The sequence below is a fragment of the Streptomyces zingiberis genome (assembly GCF_012034935.1).
Classification (GTDB): Bacteria; Actinomycetota; Actinomycetes; order Streptomycetales; family Streptomycetaceae; genus Streptomyces; species Streptomyces zingiberis.
On record NZ_JAATEN010000004.1, the window covers coordinates 300043 to 322833 of the forward strand.

Consider the following 22791-nt stretch of genomic DNA (forward strand, 5'->3'; position numbering starts at 1 on the left):
GGCGGGTGGGCGCTGCCGGAGCGCGGCGCCGTCCACCCCGGGCGGCCGGGCGCCCCGGCAGCGCCGGGTGGGCTCCGGGCGGTGGCCCGGGCGGCCGGGCGCCGGGGTGTATCGCGAGCGGCACGGGGCGGACTTGGCGCCGACGGCGGTGGCGGGTCCGCCCGGCCCGGCCGTACCGCCTTCCACCGGCGCGGCCGCCGCTGCGGCCCGTGCGGGGCAGCGGTGCCGTGGCGGCCGGTCCGGCCGCCCGCCCGCCCGGGCGGTGGCCCGGGGGAAGCGGCGCGGCCGAACCGCTTCAACTGCCCACGGCGGTGGCGCGTTAACCGCTCCCCCCGGCGGGTACGCGGAGCGGGCCCGGCACCGAGCCGGACACCCGCGAACAGTTAAGGAGCACCCCCCCATGGGCCACGGCGGAAACGTCATCGAGGAACTGACGGCCGATCACCGCGAGGTCGAGGAGCTCTTCCAGAAGATCGAGATGCTGCCGGCCGGCGACACCCGCCGCAAGGCGCTGGCCGACGAGGCGATCGTCGAGCTCATCCGGCACTCCGTCGCCGAGGAGCTGCACCTGTACCCGGCCGTGCGCCGGCTCCTGCCGGACGGTGACGCCATCGCCGACAAGGAGGTCGAGGACCACAGTTCGGCCGAGCGCACCATGAAGCAGATCGAGGGCCTCGACGCGGAGGACCCCGACTTCGAACGCCTCCTCGGCACGTGGATGCGCGAGATCCGGCTGCACATCGAGGACGAGGAGACCAACCTCTTCCCCAAGCTGCGGCAGGCCGCGGACGCCGACGACCTCAACCAGCTCGGCGACAAGATCCGGCAGGCGAAGAAGACCGCGCCCACCCGGCCGCACCCCGCCTCGCCCTCCACCCCGCCCGCCAACAAGGTGCTCGCGCCCGGGGCGGGACTGGTGGACCGGGTCCGCGACGCCCTCTCCGGCCGCGGCAAGAGCAGCTGACGCCCGGACCCGCCGGGCCCCCGCACCTCCGTCACGCGACACAGGAGTATCCGAATGAGCCAGGTCGCCGACTACGTACTCAGCCGCCTCCACGCCTGGGGTGTACGGCGGGTCTACGGCTATCCCGGTGACGGGATCAACGGCCTTCTCGGCGCCTTCGACCGGGCCGGGGGAGAGCCCGAGTTCATCCAGGCGCGCCACGAGGAGATGGCCGCCTTCATGGCGGTCGGCCACGCCAAGTTCACCGGCGAGGTGGGCACGTGCGTCGCCACCTCCGGTCCGGGCGCGATCCACCTGCTGAACGGCCTCTACGACGCCAAGCTCGACCACCAGCCGGTGGTCGCGGTCGTCGGCCAGCAGAAGACGCTCTGCCTGGGATCGCACTACCAGCAGGAGATCGCCCTCGACCAGCTCTTCGCGGACGTCTCCGAGTTCTGCCAGATGGTGGTGCATCCCGGGCAGGCCCGGCACGTCCTCGACCGGGCCTTCAAGACCGCCCTGACCACCCGTGGCGTGGCCACCGTCATCATCCCGGAGGACATCCAGGAGGCCGAGGCGCAGCCCTCGCCGCCCCGGGCGCACGGGTCGGTCTTCTCCGGCGTCGGCTGGAGCCCTTCCCGGGCCCTCCCCGACGAGGACGAGCTGCGCCGCGCGGCCGACGTCCTCAACGAGGGCCGGAAGGTGGCCATGCTGATCGGCCAGGGCGCGGCCGGCGCGGAGGAGGAGGTGGCCGAGACGGCCGAACTCCTCGGCGCCGGTGTCGCCAAGGCCCTGCTGGGCCGGGACGTCCTCCCCGACGACCTGCCCTACGTCACCGGCCCCGTGGGGCTGCTGGGCTCCACGGCCAGCGACACGATGATGCGCGGCTGCGACACCCTCCTCATGGTCGGCACCAGCTTCCCCTACGCGGAGTGGCTGCCCGAGGAGGGGCAGGCCCGCGGGGTGGAGATCGACCGGGACGGCCGGATGATCGGAATCCGCTATCCCATGGAGGCCCATCTCGTCGGGGACGCGAAGGAGACCCTGCGGGCCCTGCTGCCCCTGCTGCGGCGGAAGGAGGACCGCCGGTGGCGGGCGGAGATCGAGAAGAACACGCGCGAGTGGCACCAGCTCTGCGACCGGCGGGCCGGTCAGCACTTCGACGGCACCATCAACCCGCAGGCCGTGGCCGCCGAGCTGTCGCCGCGGCTGCCGGACCGGTCCATCGTCACCGCCGACTCCGGGTCGGGGACCAACTGGTGGGCCCGCCACCTCTCACTGCGCGCCGGTATGAACGCCTCCCTCTCCGGCACGCTCGCCACCATGGGGCCGGCCGTCCCGTACGCGATCGCGGCCCGCTTCGCCCATCCGGACCGCCCGGTGATCGCCTTCGTCGGCGACGGCGCGTTCCAGATGAACGGCATGAACGAGATGATCACCGTCCTGCGGTACGCGGAACGGCTGTCGGGCGGGGCGCCGCTGATCTTCGCCGTCCTCAACAACCAGGACCTCAACCAGGTGACCTGGGAGCAGCGCGCCCTGGGCGGTGACCCCAAGTTCCCCGGCTCCCAGTCCCTCCCGGACGTGCCGTACGCGGCCTACGCCGAGCTGATCGGGTTGCGCGGCATCCTCTGCGACACCCCGGAGGGGATCGGCGCCGCCTGGGACGAGGCGCTCACCTCGGAGGTGCCGGTGGTGCTGGAGTTCAAGGTCGACGCGGAGATCGCGCCGATCCCGCCGCACATCATGCTCGAACAGGGCAAGAACGCGGCCAAGGCCGCGGTCACCGACCCGGAGCGGGCCGGGATCGTCAGGAAGGGCGTGCGGCAGAAGCTCACCGAGTACGCCGACCGCCTCCCCGGCCGCGGCACGTCCTGAGCCCCGGCGGGCCGTGACGCGGCGGCCACGGCCGTGCCCCCGGCGGGTTGCCGGGGGCACGGCCGGCGCGGGGCTGTTTCGGCGGGCGGCGGCGGGTACCCGGACCCGGCCACCTTCCTCACCCGCGCAAGGAGGCCGCACATGGTGCGCAAGAAGGTCGAAGGCGACGAGGAACAGCGGCGGGCCGCCGGCCGGACGGCCCGGCGGCAGGGCACCTCACCCAGCTCCCGGGGGGTGACGACCGGCGGTTCCAAACAGCGGACGCATCTCACCGACCGGGCCGCCCCCTCGCACGACGAGCGGCTCGCCACCCGGCACCGGGGCAAGCAGCGCTGGGAGCCCGCTCCCGCCCCACCCGGGCCGGACCGGGCCCGGTCGCTCTTCGCCGGCCGCGGTCACCCCGCGTACACCGACGAGCACGAGACCGTCTTCCGGGCCCTGGCCGAGGCGGAGGAGGCCCACCGGGGAGCCGGGGTGCCGCTGGACGAGGTCGCCCGGTACGCCGGGCTGCCGCGTGAACGGACCCGGGACCTCCTCCACGACCTGGTGGTCACCCACCGGCTGGCCGCCAAGGTGCCGGACCGTGAGCCGCCGGACCTCGGGCCGCTGTACGAGGTCCGGCCCCGCTGATCCCGCTGACCCCGCTGATCCCGCTGATCCCGCTGATCCCGCCGGCCGGGCCGGCCGCGCTGTCGGTGCGGCCGGCGGCTCCCGCGTGGCGGGCGGGTGCGGGACCGCCCGCATACCGGCCCGCCACGCGGGTACTCCGCGCTCGTGCGGCGCCGGGCCGGTCCCCGCGACGCACCGGCCCGGTGCCCCGGAACCCGCAGGAGGTGGGCCGATGGTCCCCGAAACGGTACTGATCGACGCCGACGGCGCCGCCCTCCCCGGCGAGCTCGTCGCCCCGGCACCGGCCCGCCCCGGTCCGGGTGTGGTGGCCTTCGCCCACGGCAGCGGCAGCTCCCGGCACAGCCCCCGTAACCAGGAGGTGGCCCGCGTGCTCCAGCGGGCCGGGCTCACCACGCTCCTGTTCGACCTCCTCACCCGCGAGGAGGAAGCCGTGGACGCGCTCACCGCCGAGCACCGCTTCGACATCCCCCTGCTCGGGCGGCGGCTCACGGCCGCCGTCGACTGGATCGCCCGGAACCCGGCGACCCGCTCCCTGCCCGTCGGCCTCTTCGGCGCCAGCACCGGTGCCGCGGCGGCCCTCACCGCCGCGGCCGGGCGGCCCGGGCAGGTCAAGGCCGTGGTCTCCCGGGGCGGCCGCCCCGACCTGGCGGGCGCCGACCTCCCCCGGGTCGCCGCCCCCGTCCTGCTCGTCGTGGGCGGTGAGGACCACGAGGTGCTGCGGATGAACCGGGAGGCCGCCGAACGCCTCGGCGGGCCGCACACCGTGCACGTCGTTCCCGGGGCCACCCACCTCTTCGAGGAGCCGGGGACCCTGGACCAGGCAGCCGCCGCGGCCCGCGACTGGTTCCTGCGGACCCTCGCCGGAGAGGTCGGCGTACCGGCAGGGTGACGCCCGCGCACGGAGGCGGGCAGCGGCCCGCGGCCGCGGCCCTCACCGGCGCGGCATCCGGCGGAAACCGGAAGGAAGAGCGCGATGCCATACCGCGACCGCAGGGCGGCCGGGCGTGAACTGGGCGCCCGGCTCACGGAGCGGCGCGCCGCCGGAGGGCTGGAGAAGCCCGTGGTCCTGGCGCTGCCACGGGGCGGACTGCCCGTCGCGGACGAGGTGGCCCAGGCCCTGGGCGCGCCGCTGGACCTCGTCGTCGTCCGGAAGATCGGCCTCCCGGGCAACCCGGAGTTCGCCGTCGGCGCCGTCGCCGGGGAGGACGACCCCTGGTACGACGAGCGGACCCTGCGCACACTCCACCTCACCCGGGGGGACCTCTCCGCCGAGGCCGGGGAGGCCCGCGAGGAGATCCACCGCCGTGAGGGGCTCTACCGGGAGGGCCGCCCCCCGCCGGCCCTCACCGGGCGGACCGCGATCCTCGTCGACGACGGGCTCGCCACCGGCTCCACCGCGCGCGTCGCGCTGCGCGCCGTGCGCCGGCGGGGCCCGGCCCGGGTGGTCCTCGCGGTCCCGGTGGGCTCGGCGGAGGCCGTCGCCGTGCTCGGGCCGGAGGCCGACGAGGTGATCTGCCTCTCCCAGCCCTCCGGCTTCCAGGCCGTCGGGCAGTTCTACCAGGACTTCGCCCAGGTCGGGGACGAGGAGGTGGTGCGCATCCTGCGCGCCGCCGTCACCCCGGACGCCCCGGACGCCCCGGACAGCCCGGGCTGACCCCGGCGGTCCGCGCCGCGGCCGGCGGCTGAGCGGCCACCGGGGCGGGCCCCGCGGGCGTCCCCGTGGCCGCGGACTCCCCGGACGGTGTGGTCGCCCCGGATTCCCCGGGTATGGCGTCTTCGCTCATGGCGGGCGGGCCCCTTCCCTGTGCCGCCGGTGACCCGGGTGTTCCCCGTGATCCCGGCGGCGCGAACGGTGAACGCGGCGCCCCGCCGTTCCCCGCGCGGGCCGCTGCTGGTAGAACTTTCGCACCCCGGCGGTACGCGGCCGTCCCCACGGCCCGGCCGCCGGCATCGCGGGGGACACGGGGCACGGGGGAGAACGGCGGCGCGCGCCCGGAGGAGAGCCCGCGCCGCGCCGGAGGGTGACGCGGAAGGGTGGGCCGTCGTGGTGGTCGCGTACGACGCCGATGTGATCGTGGTGGGAGCGGGGCTGGCCGGGCTGGCCGCCACCGCCGAACTGGCGGACGCGGGCCGCCGTGTCCTCCTGCTCGACCAGGAGCCGGAGGCCTCGCTGGGCGGCCAGGCGCACTGGTCGTTCGGCGGGCTGTTCCTCGTGGGCTCGCCCGAGCAGCGGCGGCTGCGCGTCCGCGACAACCGGGACCTCGCCTGGCAGGACTGGCTCGGCACCGCGGGCTTCGACCGCCCCGAGGACCACTGGCCCCGCCGCTGGGCCGAGGCGTACGTCGACTTCGCCGCCGGGGAGAAACGCTCCTGGCTGCACGGCATGGGCGTCCGGTTCTTCCCCGTCGTCGGCTGGGCCGAGCGCGGCGGGTACGACGCCCGCGGCCACGGCAACTCCGTGCCCCGCTTCCACATCACCTGGGGCACCGGACCCGGCCTCCTCGAACCGTTCGAGCGCCGGGTGCGGGAGGCCGCCGACCGCGGCCTGGTCGAGCTGCGCTTCCGCCACCGGGTGGACGAACTGACACTCACCGACGGGCGGGTGGACGGGGTGCGCGGCAGCCTGCTCACCCCCAGCGTCGTCCAGCGGGGACAGGCCAGCTCCCGCACCGTCGTACGGGAGTTCACCCTCCGCGCCGGTGCCGTCGTGATCGCCTCCGGCGGCATCGGCGGCAACCACGAACTCGTCCGGCGCCACTGGCCCGAACGGCTCGGCACCCCGCCCCGCCGGATGCTCTCCGGCGTCCCCGAACACGTCGACGGCCGGATGCTGGAGATCGCCGAACGCGCCGGCGCGAGCCTGGTCAACCGCGACCGGATGTGGCACTACACCGAGGGCGTCGAGAACTGGAACCCCGTCTGGAGACGGCACGGCATCCGCATCCTGCCCGGCCCCTCCTCCCTCTGGCTGGACGCGATGGGGCGCCGGCTGCCGGTGCCGCTCTTCCCCGGCTTCGACACCCTCGGCACGCTCCAGCACATCCTGGGCACCGGCTACGACTACACCTGGTTCATCCTCAACCGGCGAGTGATCGGCAAGGAGTTCGCCCTCTCCGGCTCCGAACAGAACCCCGACCTCACCGGCCGCAGCGTCCGCCAGGTGCTCGACCGGGCCCGCGCCGACGTGCCGCGCCCGGTGAAGCGGTTCATGGACCGCGGCGCCGACTTCGTCGTCGAACCCGACCTGGCCGCCCTGGTACGGGGCATGAACCGGCTCACCGGGCAGCCGCTCATCGACGAGGGCGAACTCCGCGGCGAGATCACCGCCCGGGACCGGGAGGTCACCAACCCCTTCACCAAGGACCTCCAGGTCACCGCCATCCACGGCGCGCGCCGCTACCTCGGCGACAAGCTGATCCGCACGGCCGCCCCGCACCGGCTCCTCGACCCCGCCGCCGGCCCGCTGATCGCCGTCCGGCTGCGCGTCCTCACCCGCAAGACGCTCGGCGGACTCCACACCGATCTCTCCGGCCGGGTGCTCGGCGGCCTGGGCGAGCCGATCGGCGGGCTCTACGCGGCCGGGGAGGCGGCCGGCTTCGGCGGCGGCGGCATGCACGGCTACCGCTCCCTGGAGGGCACCTTCCTCGGCGGCTGCCTCTTCTCCGGCCGCGCCGCCGGGCGGGCCGCCGCGGCGGAGACCGCCTGAGGCCCACCGGCTCAGGGCGCCTGCCGGACCGCGGTGTCCGTGCCGGGCGCCCCGCACGGCCCGTCCCCCTGGGGCGCCGCGCCCGCGGGGACGCGGTCGATCGCGAGCAGGGCGATGTCGTCGCGCTGGACACCGCCGGTGAACGCCCGCAGGTCGGCGGCGACGGCCGGGGCGAGCCGGGACGCGGGCAGGCCGGACCAGGCGCGGACCCGCTCGTCGAGCGGGTAGAACCGGCCCTGCCGGTCCCGGGAGTCGGTCACGCCGTCCGTGAAGACCAGCAGGGTCGCCTCCGCGGGCAGGTCGAACCGCTCGACGCGGCGGGGCCCCGGGGCCAGGGGCAGCAGCCCGAGGGGCACCCCCGGCGGTTCGGCCAGCGGCACCGGCCCGCCGCGCGCGGGGTCCGGGCCGAGGGTGAGGGGCGTCAGATGCCCGCAGTTGACGGCCTCCACGGTCGCGGTGGTCCCGAAGTCCAGGACCAGCGCGGTGACGAACCGCTCCGGCTCGCCCGACCGGCCCGCGTAACGGTTGTGCCGGGCGACGGCCTCGTCCAGGGCCGTCACCACGGCGAGCAGGTCCGCCTCCCGCTGCGCCGCCTCCCGGAAGGCGCCGAGCACGGAGAACGTGCTGCCCATGGCGGGCAGCCCCTTGCCCTGCACATCGGCGATGAGCACCCGCGTGCCCCATGGCGAGGGCGCCACCTCGTAGACGTCGCCGCCGACCATGCTGTCCTCCTCGACCGGCAGATACAGGCCGTGCACCATCACCTCGGGGGTGCACGTCGGCAGCGGGCGCAGCAACTGCCGCTGCAACGCGGCCGCCGCCGAGCGCAGCCGGAGGACCTCGGCGTCCCGGCGGACGCGGTAGCGGCAGGCGGCGACGCTCAGCGCGCCGAAGAGCGCGGTGGAGATCGACGGGGCGTAGGTGTCCACGAGGCTCAGCCGGATGTGGGCGAGGGCGGAGAACTCCACCACGGTGGACCACACCGCGGTGACGACGGTCTGCCGCACGGTGCCCACGCCGGCGACGATCGCCGACAGGAACGCCACGATGGAGACCACCCGGCCCTGGGCGTCCGTCACCAGGTCCAGGGCGTACAGCAGCACGGAGACGAGGACGACCAGCGCCGCGAGCGCCGGGGCCTTGAGCAGGGCCGCCCGCGGGCGCGGCGCGCCGCCCGTCCGCCCGCCCGCGCCGTCCTCGGCCGTCCGCTCGCCCGGCTCCTCGCCGCCGGGGGGCGCGCTCACCGGTGCACCGGCCCGCCCTCAGCCGGCCACGGCCAGGACCTGCGGCGCGGCGTCCGCCAGCCGCGTGCGGACCCAGTCGATCCGGCCGAGCGTCTCCTCCCGCAGCGCCCGGGCCTCGGCCAGCAGCTCCCCGTCCCGTACGGCCTGCGCGACCTGCACCAGCATCAGCTCCAGCACGGCCACCTCCTGGGCGGCGAGGAAGAGCCGGCGCAGGTCGCGCAGGAGCAGCTCTCCCGAGGACGCGTGGCGGCCCCGCAGCTCCGAGGCCGTGTGGCGGACGGTGTCCAGGGCGCCGCCCAGCGGGTCCCCCGCCCGGGGCGGGGACAGCTCCCGCCCGTGGCGCGCGGCGGCGGCGCGCAGCCGCTCGGCGTGCGCCGCGCACTGGGCGGCCAGGGTGCGGCAGGGGTGGTGGGTGCCGTGGTCCGCGGCCTGGCGCTCCGCGGTCCGGTGGAACTCCCGGGCCAGCTCCACCGCGGCGGCGTGCGTCTCGGCGATCAGCGCGGCCGTCGCCTCCGCGGGCCCCGCCCCGGTCATGAGCGGGTCTCCGGGCGCGCGGTCTCCGCGTGCCGGACGTCCCCGGTGAGGGTGCCCGGCGGCGGGGCGTCGGTCTGCCGGTCGGAGTCGGCCAGCCCGTGGGCGAGGGCGGTCGCCGCGGACGCGATGCGCTCCACCCGGACCGCGCTGTTCGCCGGCAGCGGCTGCTTGGACACCGGGTCCCACTCGGTGCCGGTGGCCTCGTTCGCGGCGCGGGTGTGGCGCCCGGGCTCGGCCTGGTCCCAGTAGCCGTAGTGGTACGGGACGAAGACCACGCCGCGCCGGACCCCGTCGCACACCGCGGGCGCCTCGATCTCCCCGCGCCGGGAGACCACGCGCACCAGGTCACCGTCGGAGACACCCAGCGGGCCGGCGTCCTCCGCACTGAGCTGCACCCACACGTCGGGGGCCGCGCGCGCCAGTTCGGGGACGCGGCCGGTCCAGGCGCGGGTCTGCCCGTGGTACGCCGTGCGGCCGGTGACGAGCTGGAACGGGTAGGTGCCGTCGACCGGTTCGTGCGGCGGGAGGTGGTGGGCGGCGCGCAGCCGGGCCCGGCCGCCGGGGTCCTCCGCGCGGTAGGCGGCGGGCTCCCGCCGGGCGCCGGTGGCCAGGTCGTGACCGTAGCTCTCGCACACCCCGGGGCGGGTGGGGAACACATGGTCGGTGTAGAGGCGTTCGGTTCCCTCGGGCGCGGCGTCGGTGCACGGCCACCGGACGCCGCCGGTGGCGCGGAGCCGCTCGTAGGTCAGGGCGCTCTGGTCGCAGGGGCGGCCGCGGGTGAGCGCCGTGAAGTCCCGCCAGGCGTCCTCCGGCGACTCCCAGCCGGGCAGGGGCCCGCCGTCGCGGTCGCGCAGGTCCAGCCGGCGCGCGTACTCCAGCAGCACGTCGAAGTCGGGGCGGGCCTCGCCGGGCGGGTCGGCCGCCTTCTCCGACAGGTGCACCGTCCGGTCGGCGCCGGTGAAGCAGCCCGTCTTCTCCCCCCACACGGCCGCCGGCAGGACCACGTCGGCGAGCTCCGCCGTCTCGGTGCGGAAGGCGTCGGATACCACCAGGAACAGCCGCTCCTGGCCCAGCACCGAGCGGACGCGGTGCAGTTCGGGGAGGGAGACCGCCGGGTTGGCCGCCGTCACCCACAGGAAGCGGACCGAGCCGTCCTCGCAGTGGCGGAGGATCTCCGGCGCGGGGGTGGCCGGCCCCCAGTGCGGGATCCGCAGCTCCGGCACGTTCCACGCCTCGGCGACCTCCCGGACATGCGCCGGGTTCCGCCAGTTGCGGAATCCCGGCAGGGAGCCGCCGGCACCGGTCTCGCGGGCGTTCCGGTCGCTGGACCGGCCGTTCATCTGGAAGACGGTGGCGCCGGGGCGGCCGATCATGCCGCGCAGCAGATGGAGGTTGTTCACCTGCACGGCGGCGGCCGTCGCCTGGTGCGCCTGGTAGACGCCCTGGCAGACGGTGGACACCAGCCGTTCGGCGGTGCCCAGGATCCGGGCGGCGGCGCGGATGTCCTCGGCGCGCACCCCGCAGATCCCGGCCGCCGTGCCCGGGTCGTAGCCGGCGACGGTGGCCGCCAGCCCGTCGAGGCCGGTGGTGTGCGCGGCGACGAACGCCTGGTCGGCCCAGCCGTGTTCGAGGATCTCGTGGAGGAGGGCGTTGAGCAGCGCGAGGTCGGTGCCCGGGCGCGGCGCCAGGTGCAGGTCCGCCTCGCGGGCGGTCGCGGTGACGCGCGGGTCGGCCACGACCAGCCGGGGCCGGTCCGGGCCGCGCAGCCGGTCCAGCACCCGGGACCAGAGCACCGTCTGGGTGTCGGCCGGGTCGTGCCCGGCCAGGAAGAGCGTGTCGCACAGGTCCAGATCGCGGTAGGAGCCCGGTGGCCCGTCACAGCCGAAGCTCTCGGCGAGCGCCGACCCGGCGGTGGCCGTCAGCCGGGCCGAACCGTCCAGGTGCGGGGTGCCGATGCCGCCGTGCGCGATGACGGCCTGCGCGTAGTACTCCTCCGCCGAGAGCCGGCCGGAGGTGTGGAACGCCATGGCCAGCGGCCCGTGCTCGTCGATCACCTGCCGGGAGCGGGCCGTGACCAGGCCGAGGGCGGTGTCCCAGTCGGTGGGGGCCAGCTCGCCGCCGGTGCGGACCAGCGGCCGGGTGAGCCGGCTCGCGGAGGTGACGGCCTGCCAGCCGTGCAGCCCCTTGGGGCCGAGCCGCCCGCGGTTGACGGGGTCGCCGGCCCGGCCGCGGACCCCGGCGATCCGTCCGCCGGCGACGGCGACGTCGACGCCGCAGCCGGTGGAGCAGAGCGGGCACACCCCCGGGACCCAGCGCTCGACCTGATCCTCCGCCACGGTGAGCCACCGGTCCGTCCGCTCCGGCCAGGGCTGCCCGGCGGCGAACGGCGTACGCGCCCCCCAGACGTCACGGATGCGGTCGGTCACGGGACGCTCCTGTCGGCGGGGGCGGTCGGCCGCTCCGGGGCCGCGGACCGGCCCGGGCCGGGCCGGGGCCGTGGGGGACGGGGCGACGTTAGCCGCGGACCTCCGCCCGGCGGGCCTGCCACGCCTGGCCGCGCGGCCCGATGCCCCGGCCGGCGGACAGGGCGGCGCGCCCCTGCCGGTCCCTGCCGGTCCCTGCCGGTCCCTGCCGGTCCCTGCCGGTCCCTGCCGGCTCCGCCGGGAGTGGCGGCTCAGCCGTCGGCGTCCTGGGCGAGGTGCGGCGGGAAACCGCCGGTGGCGATGGGCCCCCAGCCGGTGATCGTGATCCGGATCAGCGACTTGCCCTGGGCCCGCATCGCCTCGCGGTACTCGTCCCAGTCGGGGTGCTCACCGGAGATGCAGCGGAAGTACTCGACCAGCGGTTCCAGCGCCTCCGGGAGGTCGAGCACCTCGGCCTCGCCGTCCACCTGCGCGTACGGACCGTTGAAGTCGTCCGAGAGGACACACAGCGACACCCGCGGGTCCCGGCGGGCGTTGTGGGTCTTCGCCCGCCCGGGGTACGTCGAGACGACGATCCGGCCCTCGGCGTCCACACCGCAGGCGACCGGCGAGAGCTGGGGCGAGCCGTCCCGCTTGCGGGTCGTCAGCACCGCGTGGTGGCGCGGGCGGAGGAACGCGAGGAGTTCGTCGCGTCCGACACGGTCGGCGGTGGCGATGGAACGGGGCACGGTTCCTCCAGAAGGCTCACGGTCGCTGCGGGCTCGGGACCGGGGCCGCCCGTCCGGCGGCGGGGCGGGCGGCCCCGGCCCCGCCCATGCTGCCAGCCGGGCGAGGTCCCCGGCGCGCCGCCCACGTGCCGGGCCCGCGGTACCCGTTCCCGGAATCTCCGTGCCGTCCGGCCGCATGACGGTGTGAAGGTATGTACGGTGCAGGGGCGGGGCAGCCGTGCACGGTGGGGAAGCGGGCCACGGGAGGTGGACGGATGTCGGGAGCGCCGCCCGCGCCGGCGGAGCAGCGCCGGGGCACCGGAGGCGACGGCCCCGCCGCGGCGGCCCCGCGCGCGGCGGCCGCCCGGGACCCCTTCTTCGACAACGCCAAGCTGCTGGCCATGGTGCTGGTGGTGGTCGGCCACGCCTGGCAGCCACTGAAGGACAGCCGAGCCGTCTGGGCCGCGTACTTCTTCCTCTACACCTTCCACATGCCGGTCTTCATCCTGCTCTCCGGGTACTTCTCACGGACCTTCCGCGGCACCGGGCGGCAGATGCGGCGGCTGGTGGCGGGTGTCCTCGTGCCGTACGCGGTCTTCGAGACGGTGTACACCCTCTACGGCAACGCCGTCGACGACCGGGGCAACGACATCAGCCTGCTCACCCCCTGGTACCTCACCTGGTTCCTCATCGCCCTGTTCGTCTGGCGGCTCACCGCCCCGCTCTGGCTGGTGCTGCGGCCCTCCCTGGCCCTCGGCCTCTCCCTGGCGCTCGCGCTGCTGGCGACGGCCTTCGACGCCGGCCCCGTCCTCAACCTCGACCGCGTCCTGCAGTTCCTGCCGTTCTTCGTGCTGGGCCTGCTGATGCGCCCGGACCACTGGGAGCTGGTCCGGACCCGGGCGGTACGGATCGCCGCGATCCCGCTCGCCGCGGCCGGGCTGGCCACGGCCTACTGGGCGCGCGACCACACGACCTCGGAGTGGGCCGTGCGCGCCAAGACCTGGGAACAGCTGGGGGTGGACTGGCCGGCCGGGCTGGTGACGAGCCTCGCCCTGCTGGTCTGCTCCCTGGCGCTGTGCGCGGCCTTCCTCGCCTGGGTCCCGCGCGGGAACCACTGGTTCACCGCCTTCGGCGCCGGGACGCTCGTCGCGTATCTGCTGCACGGCCTGATCATCCGCACGGCGGCCTGGGAGGGCTGGTACGAGCCACGGTTCTGGCACACCCCGGCCGGTCAGCTCGTGGTGACGGTCCTCGGGGTGGGGCTGGCCCTGCTGCTGACCTCGCCACCGGTACGGCGTCTGCTCCGGCCGGTGGTGGAGCCACGGCTGGACCGGCTCTTCCCCGAGCGGCGCCCGGCCGCGGAAACCGGGCCGGCCCGGGAGGAGCCCGGGGGAGAGGGCGGGAACGCCGCCGGTGAGGGCGCCGGTGACGGGGCCGGTGATGCGGCGCGGGCGGCGGCCCCCGGCCCCCCGGGGACGGCGGGGGAGCACCCGCCGGACCCGCCGGAAGCCGCACCCGCCGTCCCCGGGGAACCGGGACGGCCCTCCGGGGGGCACCGGGCGGACCGGGAAGACACCGCCGCGCTCAGGCGTGGCGAGGGCTGAACGGGAGCAGGACGCGGACGGTGGGCGCGTCACCGGAGCCCGTCCGGCTCACGCGCCCTCCCGCCGCCCGCCGGTCTCGCCGCCGGAGAACCGCGGCGGCCGGCGCATCGGCCCCCAGGCGCCCCGCTGCCGGGCCACCTCGCCCTCGGCCTCCGCGATCACCCCGGCGCCGATCCACGCCACCGGACGCACCTGGGCCACCAGCGGCTCGTTGTCCGGGCCGCGCCCCCGCTCGATCCCGGTGAGGACCCAGGGGTGCACCCCGGGACCCTTGTCCTCGCGCAGATGGCTGTAGTCGTAGAGGCGCCGGGCCACCCACAGCCGCGCCGGGCGGTCCCGCCACCACTCCTCGACCCGCAGCGGGCTGGCCGAGAGGCCCGGGAGGAGGACGCCGGTGAGGCTGTCCTGCGAGGCGGGCCGGTGCCGGAGATCCGTCAGCGGACCCCGGGACCAGCGCACGAACACGGGATCACCCCGCTGAACGAGTTCCACGAGCTGGTGGAGCGCGGTGTACGTCGGGAGTTCTGCCGGTGCCATGGGTACATCGGTTCCCCCGGCCCCGTCCGGCCCAACCCGACCGCCGCCGGGCTCTGAGCCGGCCGGGAGAACCGGGCCGGCCGGGGCCGGACGGGTCAGGCGCGGCTCAGGGCCCGGAGCGCCGAGCGGGCCTGTTCGGCGGTGAATCCCGCCAGTTCCCCCGGGCCCGGCGTCCGGCCCTCCGCGATCGACTGGAGCAGCGGGGGGAGCGTGGCGCGTTCCCCGTCGGGGGTACTCAGGCAGACGAGGCCTTCCGGCCCGCGCCGGACGGCGAGCCCCGGCTCGTCGGTGCCCACCCAGGGGCCGTATGTGGTGTGATCCATCACGTCATTGTGCGTGACGGGCACGGCGGTGCGCAGGCCGATCGCCCGCCGGGCGGGCCTGACCGGGCGGAATCCGGGAAGCCGGAGACCGCGGACTTCCCGGGCGGCCCCGGGAAGTCGCCCCGGGAAACGATTTTCTGTCATGGACCGGCCCGGACCGGGCACGTGTTCGTAGAGTCGGCCGGAGTCCCGGCCCCGAGCCCCACCGCGAGGACCCACCGTGAGCATCACCGACGACAGACCCGAACCCGGGCGGAGCGCCCCGGCGGCCCTGGACGCCGGGGAACGGAAGCAGCGCATACGGCGCCGGCTGGAACGGCTGCTGGGCATCGCCGCGACCGAGGGCAACGAGATCGTCCCGCTCCGCAACGGCGACCGGATCTTCCCCGCCATGCTGGAGGCGATCCGCTCCGCGCGGCACACCGTCGACATGATGACCTTCGTCTACTGGCGCGGCGACATCGCCCGTCAGTTCGCCGAGGCGCTCGCCGAGCGCGCCCGCGCCGGGCTGCGGGTGCGGCTGCTGCTGGACGGCTTCGGCTCCCACCCGATCGAGCCGGACCTGCTGGAGATGATGGACCGGGCGGGCGCCCAGGTCTCCTGGTTCCGCAAGCCGCTGTGGCTCTCGCCGTTCAAGCAGAACCACCGCTGCCACCGGAAGGCCCTGATCCTGGACGAGCGGACGGCCTTCACCGGGGGCGTCGGCATCGCCGAGGAGTGGTGCGGGGACGCGCGCGACGAGACCGAGTGGCGCGACACGCATGTACAGGTCACGGGCCCCGCCGTGGACGGCATCGCCGCCGCCTTCGCCCAGAACTGGGCCGAGTGCCACGACACCCTCTTCGACGAGCGGGACCGGTTCACCGGGCACGAGCCGGCCGGGGACGCCGTCGTCCAGGTGGTGCGGGGCTCCGCCAGCTACGGCTGGCAGGACATGCAGACCCTCATCCGGGTCGTCCTGGAGTCCGCCGAGGAACACGTCCGGCTGGCCACCGCGTACTTCGCGCCCGACGACTACTTCGCCGACCTGCTGTGCCGCACCGCGGCGCGCGGGGTGCGCATCGACATCCTGCTGCCGGGGCCGCACACCGACCAGCGGGTGTGCCAGGTCGCCGGGCAGCGCCACTACGAGAACCTGCTCGACTGCGGGGTGCGGATCTGGCACTACCAGCCGTCGATGATGCACGCCAAGGTGATCACCGTCGACGGCGTCGTCTCCCTGATCGGCTCCACCAACTTCAACCGACGCTCCTTCGAGCACGACGAGGAAGTGATGCTCACCGTGCTGGACGAGGACCTCACGGCGACCCTCACCGCCGACTTCGACGAGGACCTGAAGGTCTCCACCCGGATGGTGAAGGGCCGCTGGAAGAAGCGCCCCGCCCTCCAGCGGGCGCGGGAGACGATGACCGCGCCCGTCCGCCGCTTCCTGTGACCGCTCCGCCCGGCGCGGCCCGCCCCTCGCCATAGCGGTTCGACGGGGCCGCCGGCGGGCGTGAGCCGGCGGCGGGGGCCACGCACCCGGTGGGGTGGGCGCCCCTCGTTCAGCGGCGCACCGCGTGGAAGATCTCGCTCATCTCGTCCTTCGGCAGTTTCCGGCCGAAGACCTGGGTTCCGGGCTGGTGCCGGCGGCCGCCCCGGCCGAGGTTGCCCGCGTCGACCGGGTCGAAGCCGATGTCCCGGACGAGCCCCGCGACCACGGCCTTTCCGTCCTCGTCGCTGCCGGAGAGCGCCACGGCCAGCCGGTCCGGGGCACCTTTGGGACGGCTGCCGTCCCGGAGGTCCTGCCAGGGGAGGGCGTTGAACGCCTTCACGACGTTGCCGCCGGTGTGGGCGCGGATCTTCTGGCTGGAGGTGATGGTGTCCTGGTCCAGGTCGCGCTCGTGGCCGTCCCGCTCCGGGAGGTAGTTGGAGGTGTCGATGACGACCTTCCGGCTCAGCTCCGCGGAGGGCAGCTCGTGCCAGCGGCCGAAGGGGATGGAGACCACCACCACCTCGCCGAAGCGCGCGGCCTCCTCCGGGGTGAGGGCCTGGGCCCGCGGGCCCAGCTCCGCCACCAGCCCGTCGAGCGACCGGGGCCCCCGCGAGTTACTGACGGCGACGTCGTAGCCGACCCGGGTGAAGTGCCGGGCCAGGGTGGAACCGATGTGTCCGGCACCGATGATTCCGATCCGCATGGCTGGTCCCTCTCTCGCGGACTTGCGCGGGGGCGCGCCACTCCGCCCGGCCGCCGGGCCCGCCGGCGCCGGGGCGGTGCGCCACACGCCCGGGGTGCCCCCGCGCCGCCCGCGGAAACCTCGCCCGGCCCGCACGCGCCGTGGCGCCCCTCCGGGCCCGGCCCGCGGACGGGGACCTCGCACACCGGAGGGGCAGGTCCCCGGGGGATCCCCCGGGGACCTGCCCCTCGGTCAGCCATGCCGGCCGGGCGGCTCGGATCAGCGGCGGTTCGGCAGCCGGACCACGGTGAGGAAGAACTCGTCGATCTGCCGGATGGCGGAGATGAAGGAGTCCAGGTCCACCGGCTTGGTCACATACGCGTTGGCGTGCAGCTTGTAGCTGCGGAGGATGTCCTCCTCGGCCGCCGAGGTGGTGAGGACCACCACCGGGATCGTGGACAGCTCCGAGTCGGACTTGATCTGCTCCAGCACCTGCCGCCCGTCGTACTTGGGCAGATTCAGGTCGAGCAGGATCAGGTCCGGGCGGGGGGCCTCGCCATGGGCGCCCCGCTGGTAGAGGAAGTCCAGCGCCTCCTCGCCGTCCTGCACGACGTGCAAGGTGTTGCCGATCTTGTCCTCGAAGGCCTCGCGGGTCATCAGGACGTCCCCGGGGTCGTCCTCGACGAGCAGGACCTCGATGGGGCGAGCGGTGTTCATGCGGTGGCGGCTTCCTCTGGAGAGGGGAGCGCGGCCGGTTCCGGCCGCACGGGAAGAGTGAAACAGATACGCGTGCCCTCGGTGGGCCCGGGGTCGAGGGCGATCTGACCGCCGTGGTGCTCGACGATCTTCTTGCACAGGGCCAGCCCGATGCCCGTCCCGGCGTAGGCGTCCCGGCCGTGCAGCCGCTGGAAGATGATGAAGACCTTCTCGCCGAACTCCGGCGGGATGCCGATGCCGTTGTCGGCCACGCAGAACTGCCAGCTCCCGCCGTCCTCCGCGGGCTCGGCCGTGATCACCACCCGCGGCGCGCGGTCCGGTGAGCGGAACTTGATCGCGTTGCCGACGAGGTTCTGCCAGAGCATCGTGAGGGTGGTCGGATCGCCCACCACCTCCGGCAGCTCCTCCGGCCGCTCGACGACGGCGCCGGACTCCTCGGCGGCGGCGGCGAGGTTGGACAGCGCGCGGTCGAGGACCTGGCCCATCGGGACGGGGCTGCGCTCGTCGTTGAGCCGGCCGACCCGGGAGAAGGTCAGCAGGTCGTTGATGAGGATCTGCATCCGCTTGGCGCCGTCGACCGCGAAGTCGATGTACTGCTTGCCCCGCTCGTCCAGCTCGCCGCCGTACCGCTTCTCCAGGAGCTGGCAGAAGGACGCCACCTTCCGCAGCGGCTCCTGGAGGTCGTGCGAGGCGACATAGGCGAACTGCTCCAGCTCCGCGTTGGAGCGGCGCAACTCCACCGCCTGGGCGTCCAGTTCCCCGGTCTGCCGGGTGAGGCGCGCCTCACGGCTGAGGGTCTCCTCCAGCTCGGCCACGATCCGGTGGCGCATGGCCTCCACCGACTGCGCGACCGCGCGCAGGTCGCTCGGCCCGGCCGCCTCGATCCGGAGGTCGAACTCCCCGTCGGCGACGCGCTGCGAGCGCTCCCGCAGGGCGCGCAGCGGGCGGCCCACGGCCCGGCGCAGCAGGACCGTCAGCGCCAGGCAGGCGATGACGAAGGCGAGGATCATGCCCGCGTAGACCAGGTCCCGGGTGGTGCTGAGGGAGGCCAGATCCTCGCGGGCCTCCTTCCGGGCCTCCGCCATGTGCCGGCTCTGGACGCCGAAGAGGGTCCGCAGTTCCTCGAACGACCGCCGGCTCGCCTCCACTTGCTCGGTCGAGCCCGCCCGCGTCTCACCGGCGCGGGCCCGGTCGATCAGCGGGCGGGCGTGCTCACTCCGCCAGGCGTCCGCGGCCTCCCGGATCGCGTTCAGGTCGGCCGCGAGACGCGGGTCGAAACCGATGAGCGACTCCAGCCGGTCGGCGGACCGCCGCTCCTGCGCCCGGCCGTCCACGTAGGGGGCGAGAAAGTCCTCGTGCCGGGCGATGACGTAACCGCGGACCCCGGTCTCCTGGTTGAGCAGGGCGTTCTGCAGCCGGTACATCTCCACCCGGGCGGGGTGGTACCGGTCGGCCAGCTCGTCGGTCTGGGCGGTGGTGCGGGAGAGCAGCTCCGCGCCGACGACGGCCCCGCCGAGGACGAGGAGGAGCATCACCGACAGGATCAGCTGGAACCAGCCCTGGACGGTGAGCCTGCGGCCGCCCCGTCCCGGTGCGGGTGCCGGGGGAGGGGTGGGGGCGGGCGCGGGGGCCGGGCCGGTGTCCGCGGCGGGGCCGGCGGTGTCCGCGGCGGCGCCGCCGGCCGGGGACGGCGCGGGGATGTTCACTGGGCTCGACGAGTTCACCGGGTCTTCTTCCATCCGAGACTGACAACCGCCACGTCGTCGGCGAGGCCGCCGTAGTCGGCCGCCGCGAGTTCGGCCCCCTCGACCAGCGCGTTGACGAAATCCTGCAGGTCCAGGCCGGCGCAGGCCTCACCTCGTGCCAGCTCGCACAGCCCGTCCTCGCCGAGCCGCTCGCGACCGGGGCCCGTCCGCCCCTCGAAGAGGCCGTCGGTGAACATGACCACCTCCGCCCCCTCGGGGAGCGGCAGCTCGGCCTCCGACCAGCCGACCTCGCCCAGCCCGAGCCCCAGGGCCGGGCCGCCGGTCGTCTCCTCCAGGCTCACCCCGTCCCGGGTGCGGATCAGCAGGCCCGGGTGGCCGGCCCGGACCACGCGCAGGCTGCGCCGGTCCGGGGGCAGGGCGATGGAGGTGAAGGTCACGAAGACCCGGGAGTCGGCCCGCTCGGCGACGGTGATCTTCTCCAGCAACTCCGCCACGTCGCTGCCCTCGGTGCCGGCCAGCACGGCGGTGCGCCAGGCGACGCGGAGGCAGACACCGAGCGCGGCCTCCGCCGCGCCGTGCCCCGAGACGTCGCCGATCACGGCGCGCACGGTGCCGTCCGGGGTCTGCACCACGTCGTAGAAGTCACCGCCGAGCAGCGCCTGCGCCCGGCCGGGCTCGTAGCGGGCGGCGACCGCGAGGTCGTCGGTGTGCAGCAGCGGGGTGGGCAGCAGTCCGCGCTCCAGCCGGGCGTTCTCCTGCGCTCGCAGCCGCCCGGCCTGGATGTCGGCGGCGGCCTGCTCCACCTGCTTGCGCTGGAAGGCGTAACGGATGGCGCGGCCGAAGAGCTCCGGTTCCAGCGCCCCTTTGACCAGGTAGTCCTGGGCACCGGCGGCCACCGCTGCAAGTCCGGCCTCACCCTCGGCGCGCCCGGTGAGCACCACGACCGCCGTACTCGGCGCGGCGTTCAGCACCCGGGAGACGGCGGCCACGCCGTCGGCGTCCGGCAGGTGGAGGTCCAGCAGGATGCAGCCGGGCGTCCGTACCGTCCGGACCAGCCACTCCTGAGCCTCGCTCAGGGAACGGACCCAGGTCAGCTCGGTGCGGATGTCGCTGTCGGCGAGCAGTTCCTCGACCAGGAGGGCGTCGCCGGCGTCGTCCTCGACGAGGAGCAGGGTCTCCGGTTCGCCGCGCCACCGGGGCCGGGTGGTGTCACCCGCCGTGCCGAGGATTTCCGCGGTCAGCCCGCCGGGTGCGTCCCCGGGGACCGGCCGGGGACCGGGCAGACCCTTGGTACCGCTCACGACCCCCACCCTCTGCCCACCGGGCTGCTGTTGTCTGCAGGACAATACTGTTCGGTCCACCATCCCACCAGGAACGTGTCCGCCTTGCCAGGTAATGTGTGACTTTTTCCATATTTGGGGTGCGGTCAGGGCGCGTCACGGCGGCCGACCGGTGTCGCGGTCCGGGGGTCCGGGCGGAGCGGCCTGCGGGCGGGGAGGGCGGCGCGGAGGAGGGCCGGGCTCCTCGGTGCGGAATCTCCACTCCTGTTTCCGCGCAGGGGTTGGTGTATCACGTCGGTGGGGGGCGGTTACCCGAACGGAGGTTCGGGCATGTCGGATTCTACGGGCCCGCGGTGCGGCCGTATGCCATGGCGCGGCGCCGGGGGGCCGGGGTGGGGCCCGGGTGGGTGGCGGGGTGGGGGCGGCCGCCCGTTCCGGCGGGGGTGCATGGTCCCCGCTCCGGCCCGGTCCGGCCCGTCCGCCGGCGCCCTGTCCGGCGGATGCCACCCGTGGGGCCTCCGGCTTCGCGCCGGGCCCGGCCCCGGCCCGGGTTCGCGGAGGTCCGGTGGGGCAACGGAAGACCACCCGAACGTGCAACGAACTCGTAACGCGCAAAGGGCTCCGATGGCCGGGCGTGGCGAGGTAACGTTCACATAACAGCACCGTATGCGGCCCGCCCCCGGCGGGAAGCCGGGTGCGCACGGGGGAAGGGCGGTCGGAGCACCGATCGCCTTCTCGTCCCTGTTTTCCACCAAGCGTGGAGGAGTTGCCGGATGCTGATGGCGCACCCGACCGTTCTGCGGAACCTGCTCCAGACCTACGAGGCGCTGAGCGCCCTGGCGAGGGAGCAGGTCGTCGCTCCCCGGACCCACCGTCAGTTGCAGGAGGTCGCCTACGCGTTGTGCGTCTCCACCGGCGCCGACGACATCGGTCACGCTCTCGCGGAGGCCCGCCGCCGCCTCGACGGGGAGATCTCCGCCACGGCCCGGCCGGACCTCGGGGACCGTGAGGTGATCACCTCCGCGGTCGCCGTCGCGCCCTCACCGGCGGCGGCCGTGCCCTCGCCGGCCGTCGGCCGCGCCGGCCGGGAGTCCGTCGGGTCGGGGTGAGGCGCGGAGCCGGCGCCGCGTCCAGCCGGGCCACCGGCTCCCGGCCGCCCGGCAGGGCGGGGTGCGCCCACGGCTGACACCGCCGGAGGCCGTGGCGGGGCCCGTCCCCACCGCGCCGGTCCACCGTGAGCAGGGCGAGTGCTCGGCGGTGCCGGGGCCGGGCGGCTCCCGCGGCCGGGGTGGGCCCGATCCCGCACGCGGTGCGCGGGCCGCGGCGGCTGCCCGCTCTCCCGGGCGTTCCGGCCGCCGGAACCGTCGTGGCCGTCCGGGCGGGGACATGGACCCAGCGGGCGCGTTCGTGCCGGGGTCGGTGAGTGGTGTGCTGCCGGGTGGTTCGCCGGGCTGGAGGGGCTGAAGTGACAGAGTTGGGAGCGCTCCCATAGACTGCCCGCCCGGGGCCCGCCGTCCATCCCGCGGCGGCGAGCGCCTGTTCGGCGGCACGGCGTGCGGGTGCCCCGGCGCGCGGGCCGGCCGGCGCGGGTGGGTCCTCCGTCCGCCGGTGCTCGACCGGCCCGCGGTCGCCGGACGGCCGGTGCGACGGCGGGACGGCCGCCGGGCGGGGCCGCGCGCGGGCCTGCCGTCAGCTCGCGTCGTCCTCCCGCTCCCGGCCCCCTGTCTCCCGTCCTTGCTCCCGGTCCGGTTCCTCCCGCGCCCGCTCCCAGCCCTGGTTCTCCCGCTCCTGCTCCCGCTCCCCGTCCCGCTCCAGCCGCCGGCCGAGGTCGTCCACGACCAGCCCGGCGCGGTGTACCGCGCCCGTGCGGTAGGCGGTGCGGCCGACGATCTGCCCCGTCACCGGCACGGTGAGCAGCTGGAAGAGCGCCACCAGGATCAGCACCAGGGCGTACCGGGCCGGTACCTGCGTGGCCGTGCCCAGCAGGATCAGCAGCAGCCCGAGGGTCTGTGCCTTGGCGGCCGCGTGCAGCCGGGAGAGGGTGTCGGGGAACCGCACCAGGCCCACCGCGCCGAGCAGGCAGAACACCGCCCCGGTCGGCAGCAGCACGGCGGCCACCACGTCGAGCACCGCGCTCACCGCATGCCCTCCCGCTTCTCGATGAGATGGGCGGCCGTGACCGACCCGATGAACGCCAGCAGCGCCACGACCACCGGGACGGCGAGGAACGCGGTGCGGTCCAGAGCGGCCACGCCCACCGCCGTCCCGGCCACCACCAGGGTCAGCAGCACGTCCAGCGCGACGATGCGGTCCAGGGCCACGGGTCCGCGCATCAGCCGGACCAGCGTCAGCAGGGCGGCGGCGGACAACAGGGCCACGGTGACGGCGTAGACGGTGCTCATG

The 22791-nt window shown here is 75.5% G+C and carries 21 protein-coding genes; 9 read left to right on the forward strand and 12 right to left on the reverse strand.

What is annotated here, in order from left to right; all coding sequences use genetic code 11:
- Nucleotides 1-400: 400 nt before the first annotated feature.
- The 6 genes from HCK00_RS07275 (at nucleotide 401) to HCK00_RS07300 (ending at nucleotide 7157) form a co-directional block, all read left to right on the forward strand.
- Nucleotides 401-964, forward strand: a complete 564-nt coding sequence (locus HCK00_RS07275; RefSeq protein WP_168100939.1) for a hemerythrin domain-containing protein — start codon at nucleotides 401-403, stop codon at nucleotides 962-964.
- A gap of 54 nt (nucleotides 965-1018) precedes the next feature.
- Nucleotides 1019-2821, forward strand: a complete 1803-nt coding sequence (locus HCK00_RS07280; protein WP_168100940.1) for a thiamine pyrophosphate-requiring protein — start codon at nucleotides 1019-1021, stop codon at nucleotides 2819-2821.
- A 141-nt stretch (nucleotides 2822-2962) separates the two neighbouring features.
- Nucleotides 2963-3451, forward strand: coding sequence for a hypothetical protein (locus HCK00_RS07285; protein ID WP_168100941.1), 489 nt, complete (start codon nucleotides 2963-2965; stop codon nucleotides 3449-3451).
- Between the two features lie 211 nt (nucleotides 3452-3662).
- Complete coding sequence (locus HCK00_RS07290) at nucleotides 3663-4340, forward strand: dienelactone hydrolase family protein (protein ID WP_168100942.1); 678 nt, start codon at nucleotides 3663-3665, stop codon at nucleotides 4338-4340.
- Nucleotides 4341-4424: 84 nt separating this feature from the next.
- On the forward strand, nucleotides 4425-5105 hold the full coding sequence (locus HCK00_RS07295) for a phosphoribosyltransferase (protein ID WP_168100943.1): 681 nt from the start codon (nucleotides 4425-4427) through the stop codon (nucleotides 5103-5105).
- A gap of 390 nt (nucleotides 5106-5495) precedes the next feature.
- On the forward strand, nucleotides 5496-7157 hold the full coding sequence (locus HCK00_RS07300) for an FAD-binding dehydrogenase (RefSeq protein ID WP_168100944.1): 1662 nt from the start codon (nucleotides 5496-5498) through the stop codon (nucleotides 7155-7157).
- Nucleotides 7158-7168: 11 nt separating this feature from the next.
- On the opposite strand, the gene HCK00_RS28405 is transcribed toward HCK00_RS07300, so the two are convergent.
- The 4 genes from HCK00_RS28405 to HCK00_RS07320 all read right to left on the reverse strand — a co-directional run bounded on the left by HCK00_RS28405 (nucleotide 7169) and on the right by HCK00_RS07320 (nucleotide 12086).
- Nucleotides 7169-8401 carry a PP2C family protein-serine/threonine phosphatase gene (locus HCK00_RS28405; protein WP_206320027.1) on the reverse strand — a complete coding sequence of 411 codons (1233 nt, stop codon included), beginning with the start codon at nucleotides 8399-8401 and terminating at the stop codon, nucleotides 7169-7171.
- Between the two features lie 18 nt (nucleotides 8402-8419).
- On the reverse strand, nucleotides 8420-8935 hold the full coding sequence (locus tag HCK00_RS07310) for a hypothetical protein (protein ID WP_168100945.1): 516 nt from the start codon (nucleotides 8933-8935) through the stop codon (nucleotides 8420-8422).
- Nucleotides 8932-11361 (reverse strand): molybdopterin oxidoreductase family protein, encoded by a 2430-nt coding sequence (locus HCK00_RS07315; RefSeq protein WP_168100946.1) that lies wholly within the window; start codon nucleotides 11359-11361, stop codon nucleotides 8932-8934. The genes HCK00_RS07310 and HCK00_RS07315 overlap by 4 nt, the downstream gene beginning before the upstream one ends.
- A gap of 248 nt (nucleotides 11362-11609) precedes the next feature.
- Nucleotides 11610-12086 carry a PPOX class F420-dependent oxidoreductase gene (locus tag HCK00_RS07320; RefSeq protein ID WP_168100947.1) on the reverse strand — a complete coding sequence of 159 codons (477 nt, stop codon included), beginning with the start codon at nucleotides 12084-12086 and terminating at the stop codon, nucleotides 11610-11612.
- Nucleotides 12087-12340: 254 nt separating this feature from the next.
- On the opposite strand from HCK00_RS07320, the gene HCK00_RS07325 reads away from it, so the two are divergent.
- Nucleotides 12341-13669: an acyltransferase family protein gene (locus HCK00_RS07325; RefSeq protein ID WP_168100948.1), complete on the forward strand. Its 1329-nt coding sequence runs from the start codon at nucleotides 12341-12343 to the stop codon at nucleotides 13667-13669.
- Nucleotides 13670-13717: 48 nt separating this feature from the next.
- Here the strand turns inward: HCK00_RS07325 and HCK00_RS07330 are convergent, their stop codons facing one another.
- Both HCK00_RS07330 and HCK00_RS07335 read right to left on the reverse strand, forming a co-directional pair.
- Complete coding sequence (locus HCK00_RS07330; protein WP_168100949.1) at nucleotides 13718-14206, reverse strand: DUF6098 family protein; 489 nt, start codon at nucleotides 14204-14206, stop codon at nucleotides 13718-13720.
- Between the two features lie 95 nt (nucleotides 14207-14301).
- On the reverse strand, nucleotides 14302-14529 hold the full coding sequence (locus HCK00_RS07335; RefSeq protein ID WP_168100950.1) for a hypothetical protein: 228 nt from the start codon (nucleotides 14527-14529) through the stop codon (nucleotides 14302-14304).
- A gap of 220 nt (nucleotides 14530-14749) precedes the next feature.
- Between HCK00_RS07335 and HCK00_RS07340 the strand changes: the two genes are divergently transcribed.
- Nucleotides 14750-15964 carry a phospholipase D-like domain-containing protein gene (locus HCK00_RS07340; protein WP_168100951.1) on the forward strand — a complete coding sequence of 405 codons (1215 nt, stop codon included), beginning with the start codon at nucleotides 14750-14752 and terminating at the stop codon, nucleotides 15962-15964.
- Between the two features lie 109 nt (nucleotides 15965-16073).
- On the opposite strand, the gene HCK00_RS07345 is transcribed toward HCK00_RS07340, so the two are convergent.
- The 4 genes from HCK00_RS07345 to HCK00_RS07360 all read right to left on the reverse strand — a co-directional run bounded on the left by HCK00_RS07345 (nucleotide 16074) and on the right by HCK00_RS07360 (nucleotide 20349).
- On the reverse strand, nucleotides 16074-16889 hold the full coding sequence (locus HCK00_RS07345; protein ID WP_375781927.1) for an NADPH-dependent F420 reductase: 816 nt from the start codon (nucleotides 16887-16889) through the stop codon (nucleotides 16074-16076).
- A gap of 75 nt (nucleotides 16890-16964) precedes the next feature.
- Complete coding sequence (locus HCK00_RS07350; protein ID WP_168100953.1) at nucleotides 16965-17402, reverse strand: response regulator; 438 nt, start codon at nucleotides 17400-17402, stop codon at nucleotides 16965-16967.
- On the reverse strand, nucleotides 17399-18934 hold the full coding sequence (locus tag HCK00_RS07355) for a sensor histidine kinase (RefSeq protein ID WP_168101060.1): 1536 nt from the start codon (nucleotides 18932-18934) through the stop codon (nucleotides 17399-17401). Before HCK00_RS07355 ends, HCK00_RS07350 begins: the two co-directional genes overlap by 4 nt.
- 188 nt (nucleotides 18935-19122) lie before the next feature.
- Nucleotides 19123-20349 (reverse strand): PP2C family protein-serine/threonine phosphatase, encoded by a 1227-nt coding sequence (locus HCK00_RS07360; RefSeq protein WP_375781931.1) that lies wholly within the window; start codon nucleotides 20347-20349, stop codon nucleotides 19123-19125.
- An 812-nt stretch (nucleotides 20350-21161) separates the two neighbouring features.
- Between HCK00_RS07360 and HCK00_RS07365 the strand changes: the two genes are divergently transcribed.
- Nucleotides 21162-21497 carry a DUF5133 domain-containing protein gene (locus HCK00_RS07365; protein WP_168100955.1) on the forward strand — a complete coding sequence of 112 codons (336 nt, stop codon included), beginning with the start codon at nucleotides 21162-21164 and terminating at the stop codon, nucleotides 21495-21497.
- Nucleotides 21498-22077: 580 nt separating this feature from the next.
- Here HCK00_RS07365 and mnhG read toward each other — a convergent pair.
- Both mnhG and HCK00_RS07375 read right to left on the reverse strand, forming a co-directional pair.
- Nucleotides 22078-22527: a monovalent cation/H(+) antiporter subunit G gene (gene mnhG, locus HCK00_RS28135; RefSeq protein WP_311765187.1), complete on the reverse strand. Its 450-nt coding sequence runs from the start codon at nucleotides 22525-22527 to the stop codon at nucleotides 22078-22080.
- A complete protein-coding gene (locus HCK00_RS07375; RefSeq protein ID WP_168100956.1) occupies nucleotides 22524-22790 on the reverse strand; it encodes an MrpF/PhaF family protein in 267 nt (88 codons plus the stop codon). Before HCK00_RS07375 ends, mnhG begins: the two co-directional genes overlap by 4 nt.
- Nucleotide 22791: the final 1 nt, after the last annotated feature.

Coding starts and splice junctions, on each gene's coding strand:
- HCK00_RS07335 (WP_168100950.1), bottom strand. CDS start 14,529: ATGGATCACACCACATACGGCCCCTGGGTGGGCACCGACGAGCCGGGG.
- HCK00_RS07365 (WP_168100955.1), top strand. CDS start 21,162: ATGCTGATGGCGCACCCGACCGTTCTGCGGAACCTGCTCCAGACCTAC.
- HCK00_RS07355 (WP_168101060.1), bottom strand. CDS start 18,934: ATGCTCCTCCTCGTCCTCGGCGGGGCCGTCGTCGGCGCGGAGCTGCTC.
- HCK00_RS07275 (WP_168100939.1), top strand. CDS start 401: ATGGGCCACGGCGGAAACGTCATCGAGGAACTGACGGCCGATCACCGC.
- HCK00_RS07330 (WP_168100949.1), bottom strand. CDS start 14,206: ATGGCACCGGCAGAACTCCCGACGTACACCGCGCTCCACCAGCTCGTG.
- HCK00_RS07325 (WP_168100948.1), top strand. CDS start 12,341: ATGTCGGGAGCGCCGCCCGCGCCGGCGGAGCAGCGCCGGGGCACCGGA.
- HCK00_RS07310 (WP_168100945.1), bottom strand. CDS start 8,935: ATGACCGGGGCGGGGCCCGCGGAGGCGACGGCCGCGCTGATCGCCGAG.
- HCK00_RS07280 (WP_168100940.1), top strand. CDS start 1,019: ATGAGCCAGGTCGCCGACTACGTACTCAGCCGCCTCCACGCCTGGGGT.
- HCK00_RS07295 (WP_168100943.1), top strand. CDS start 4,425: ATGCCATACCGCGACCGCAGGGCGGCCGGGCGTGAACTGGGCGCCCGG.
- HCK00_RS07290 (WP_168100942.1), top strand. CDS start 3,663: ATGGTCCCCGAAACGGTACTGATCGACGCCGACGGCGCCGCCCTCCCC.
- HCK00_RS07285 (WP_168100941.1), top strand. CDS start 2,963: ATGGTGCGCAAGAAGGTCGAAGGCGACGAGGAACAGCGGCGGGCCGCC.
- HCK00_RS07350 (WP_168100953.1), bottom strand. CDS start 17,402: ATGAACACCGCTCGCCCCATCGAGGTCCTGCTCGTCGAGGACGACCCC.
- HCK00_RS07375 (WP_168100956.1), bottom strand. CDS start 22,790: ATGAGCACCGTCTACGCCGTCACCGTGGCCCTGTTGTCCGCCGCCGCC.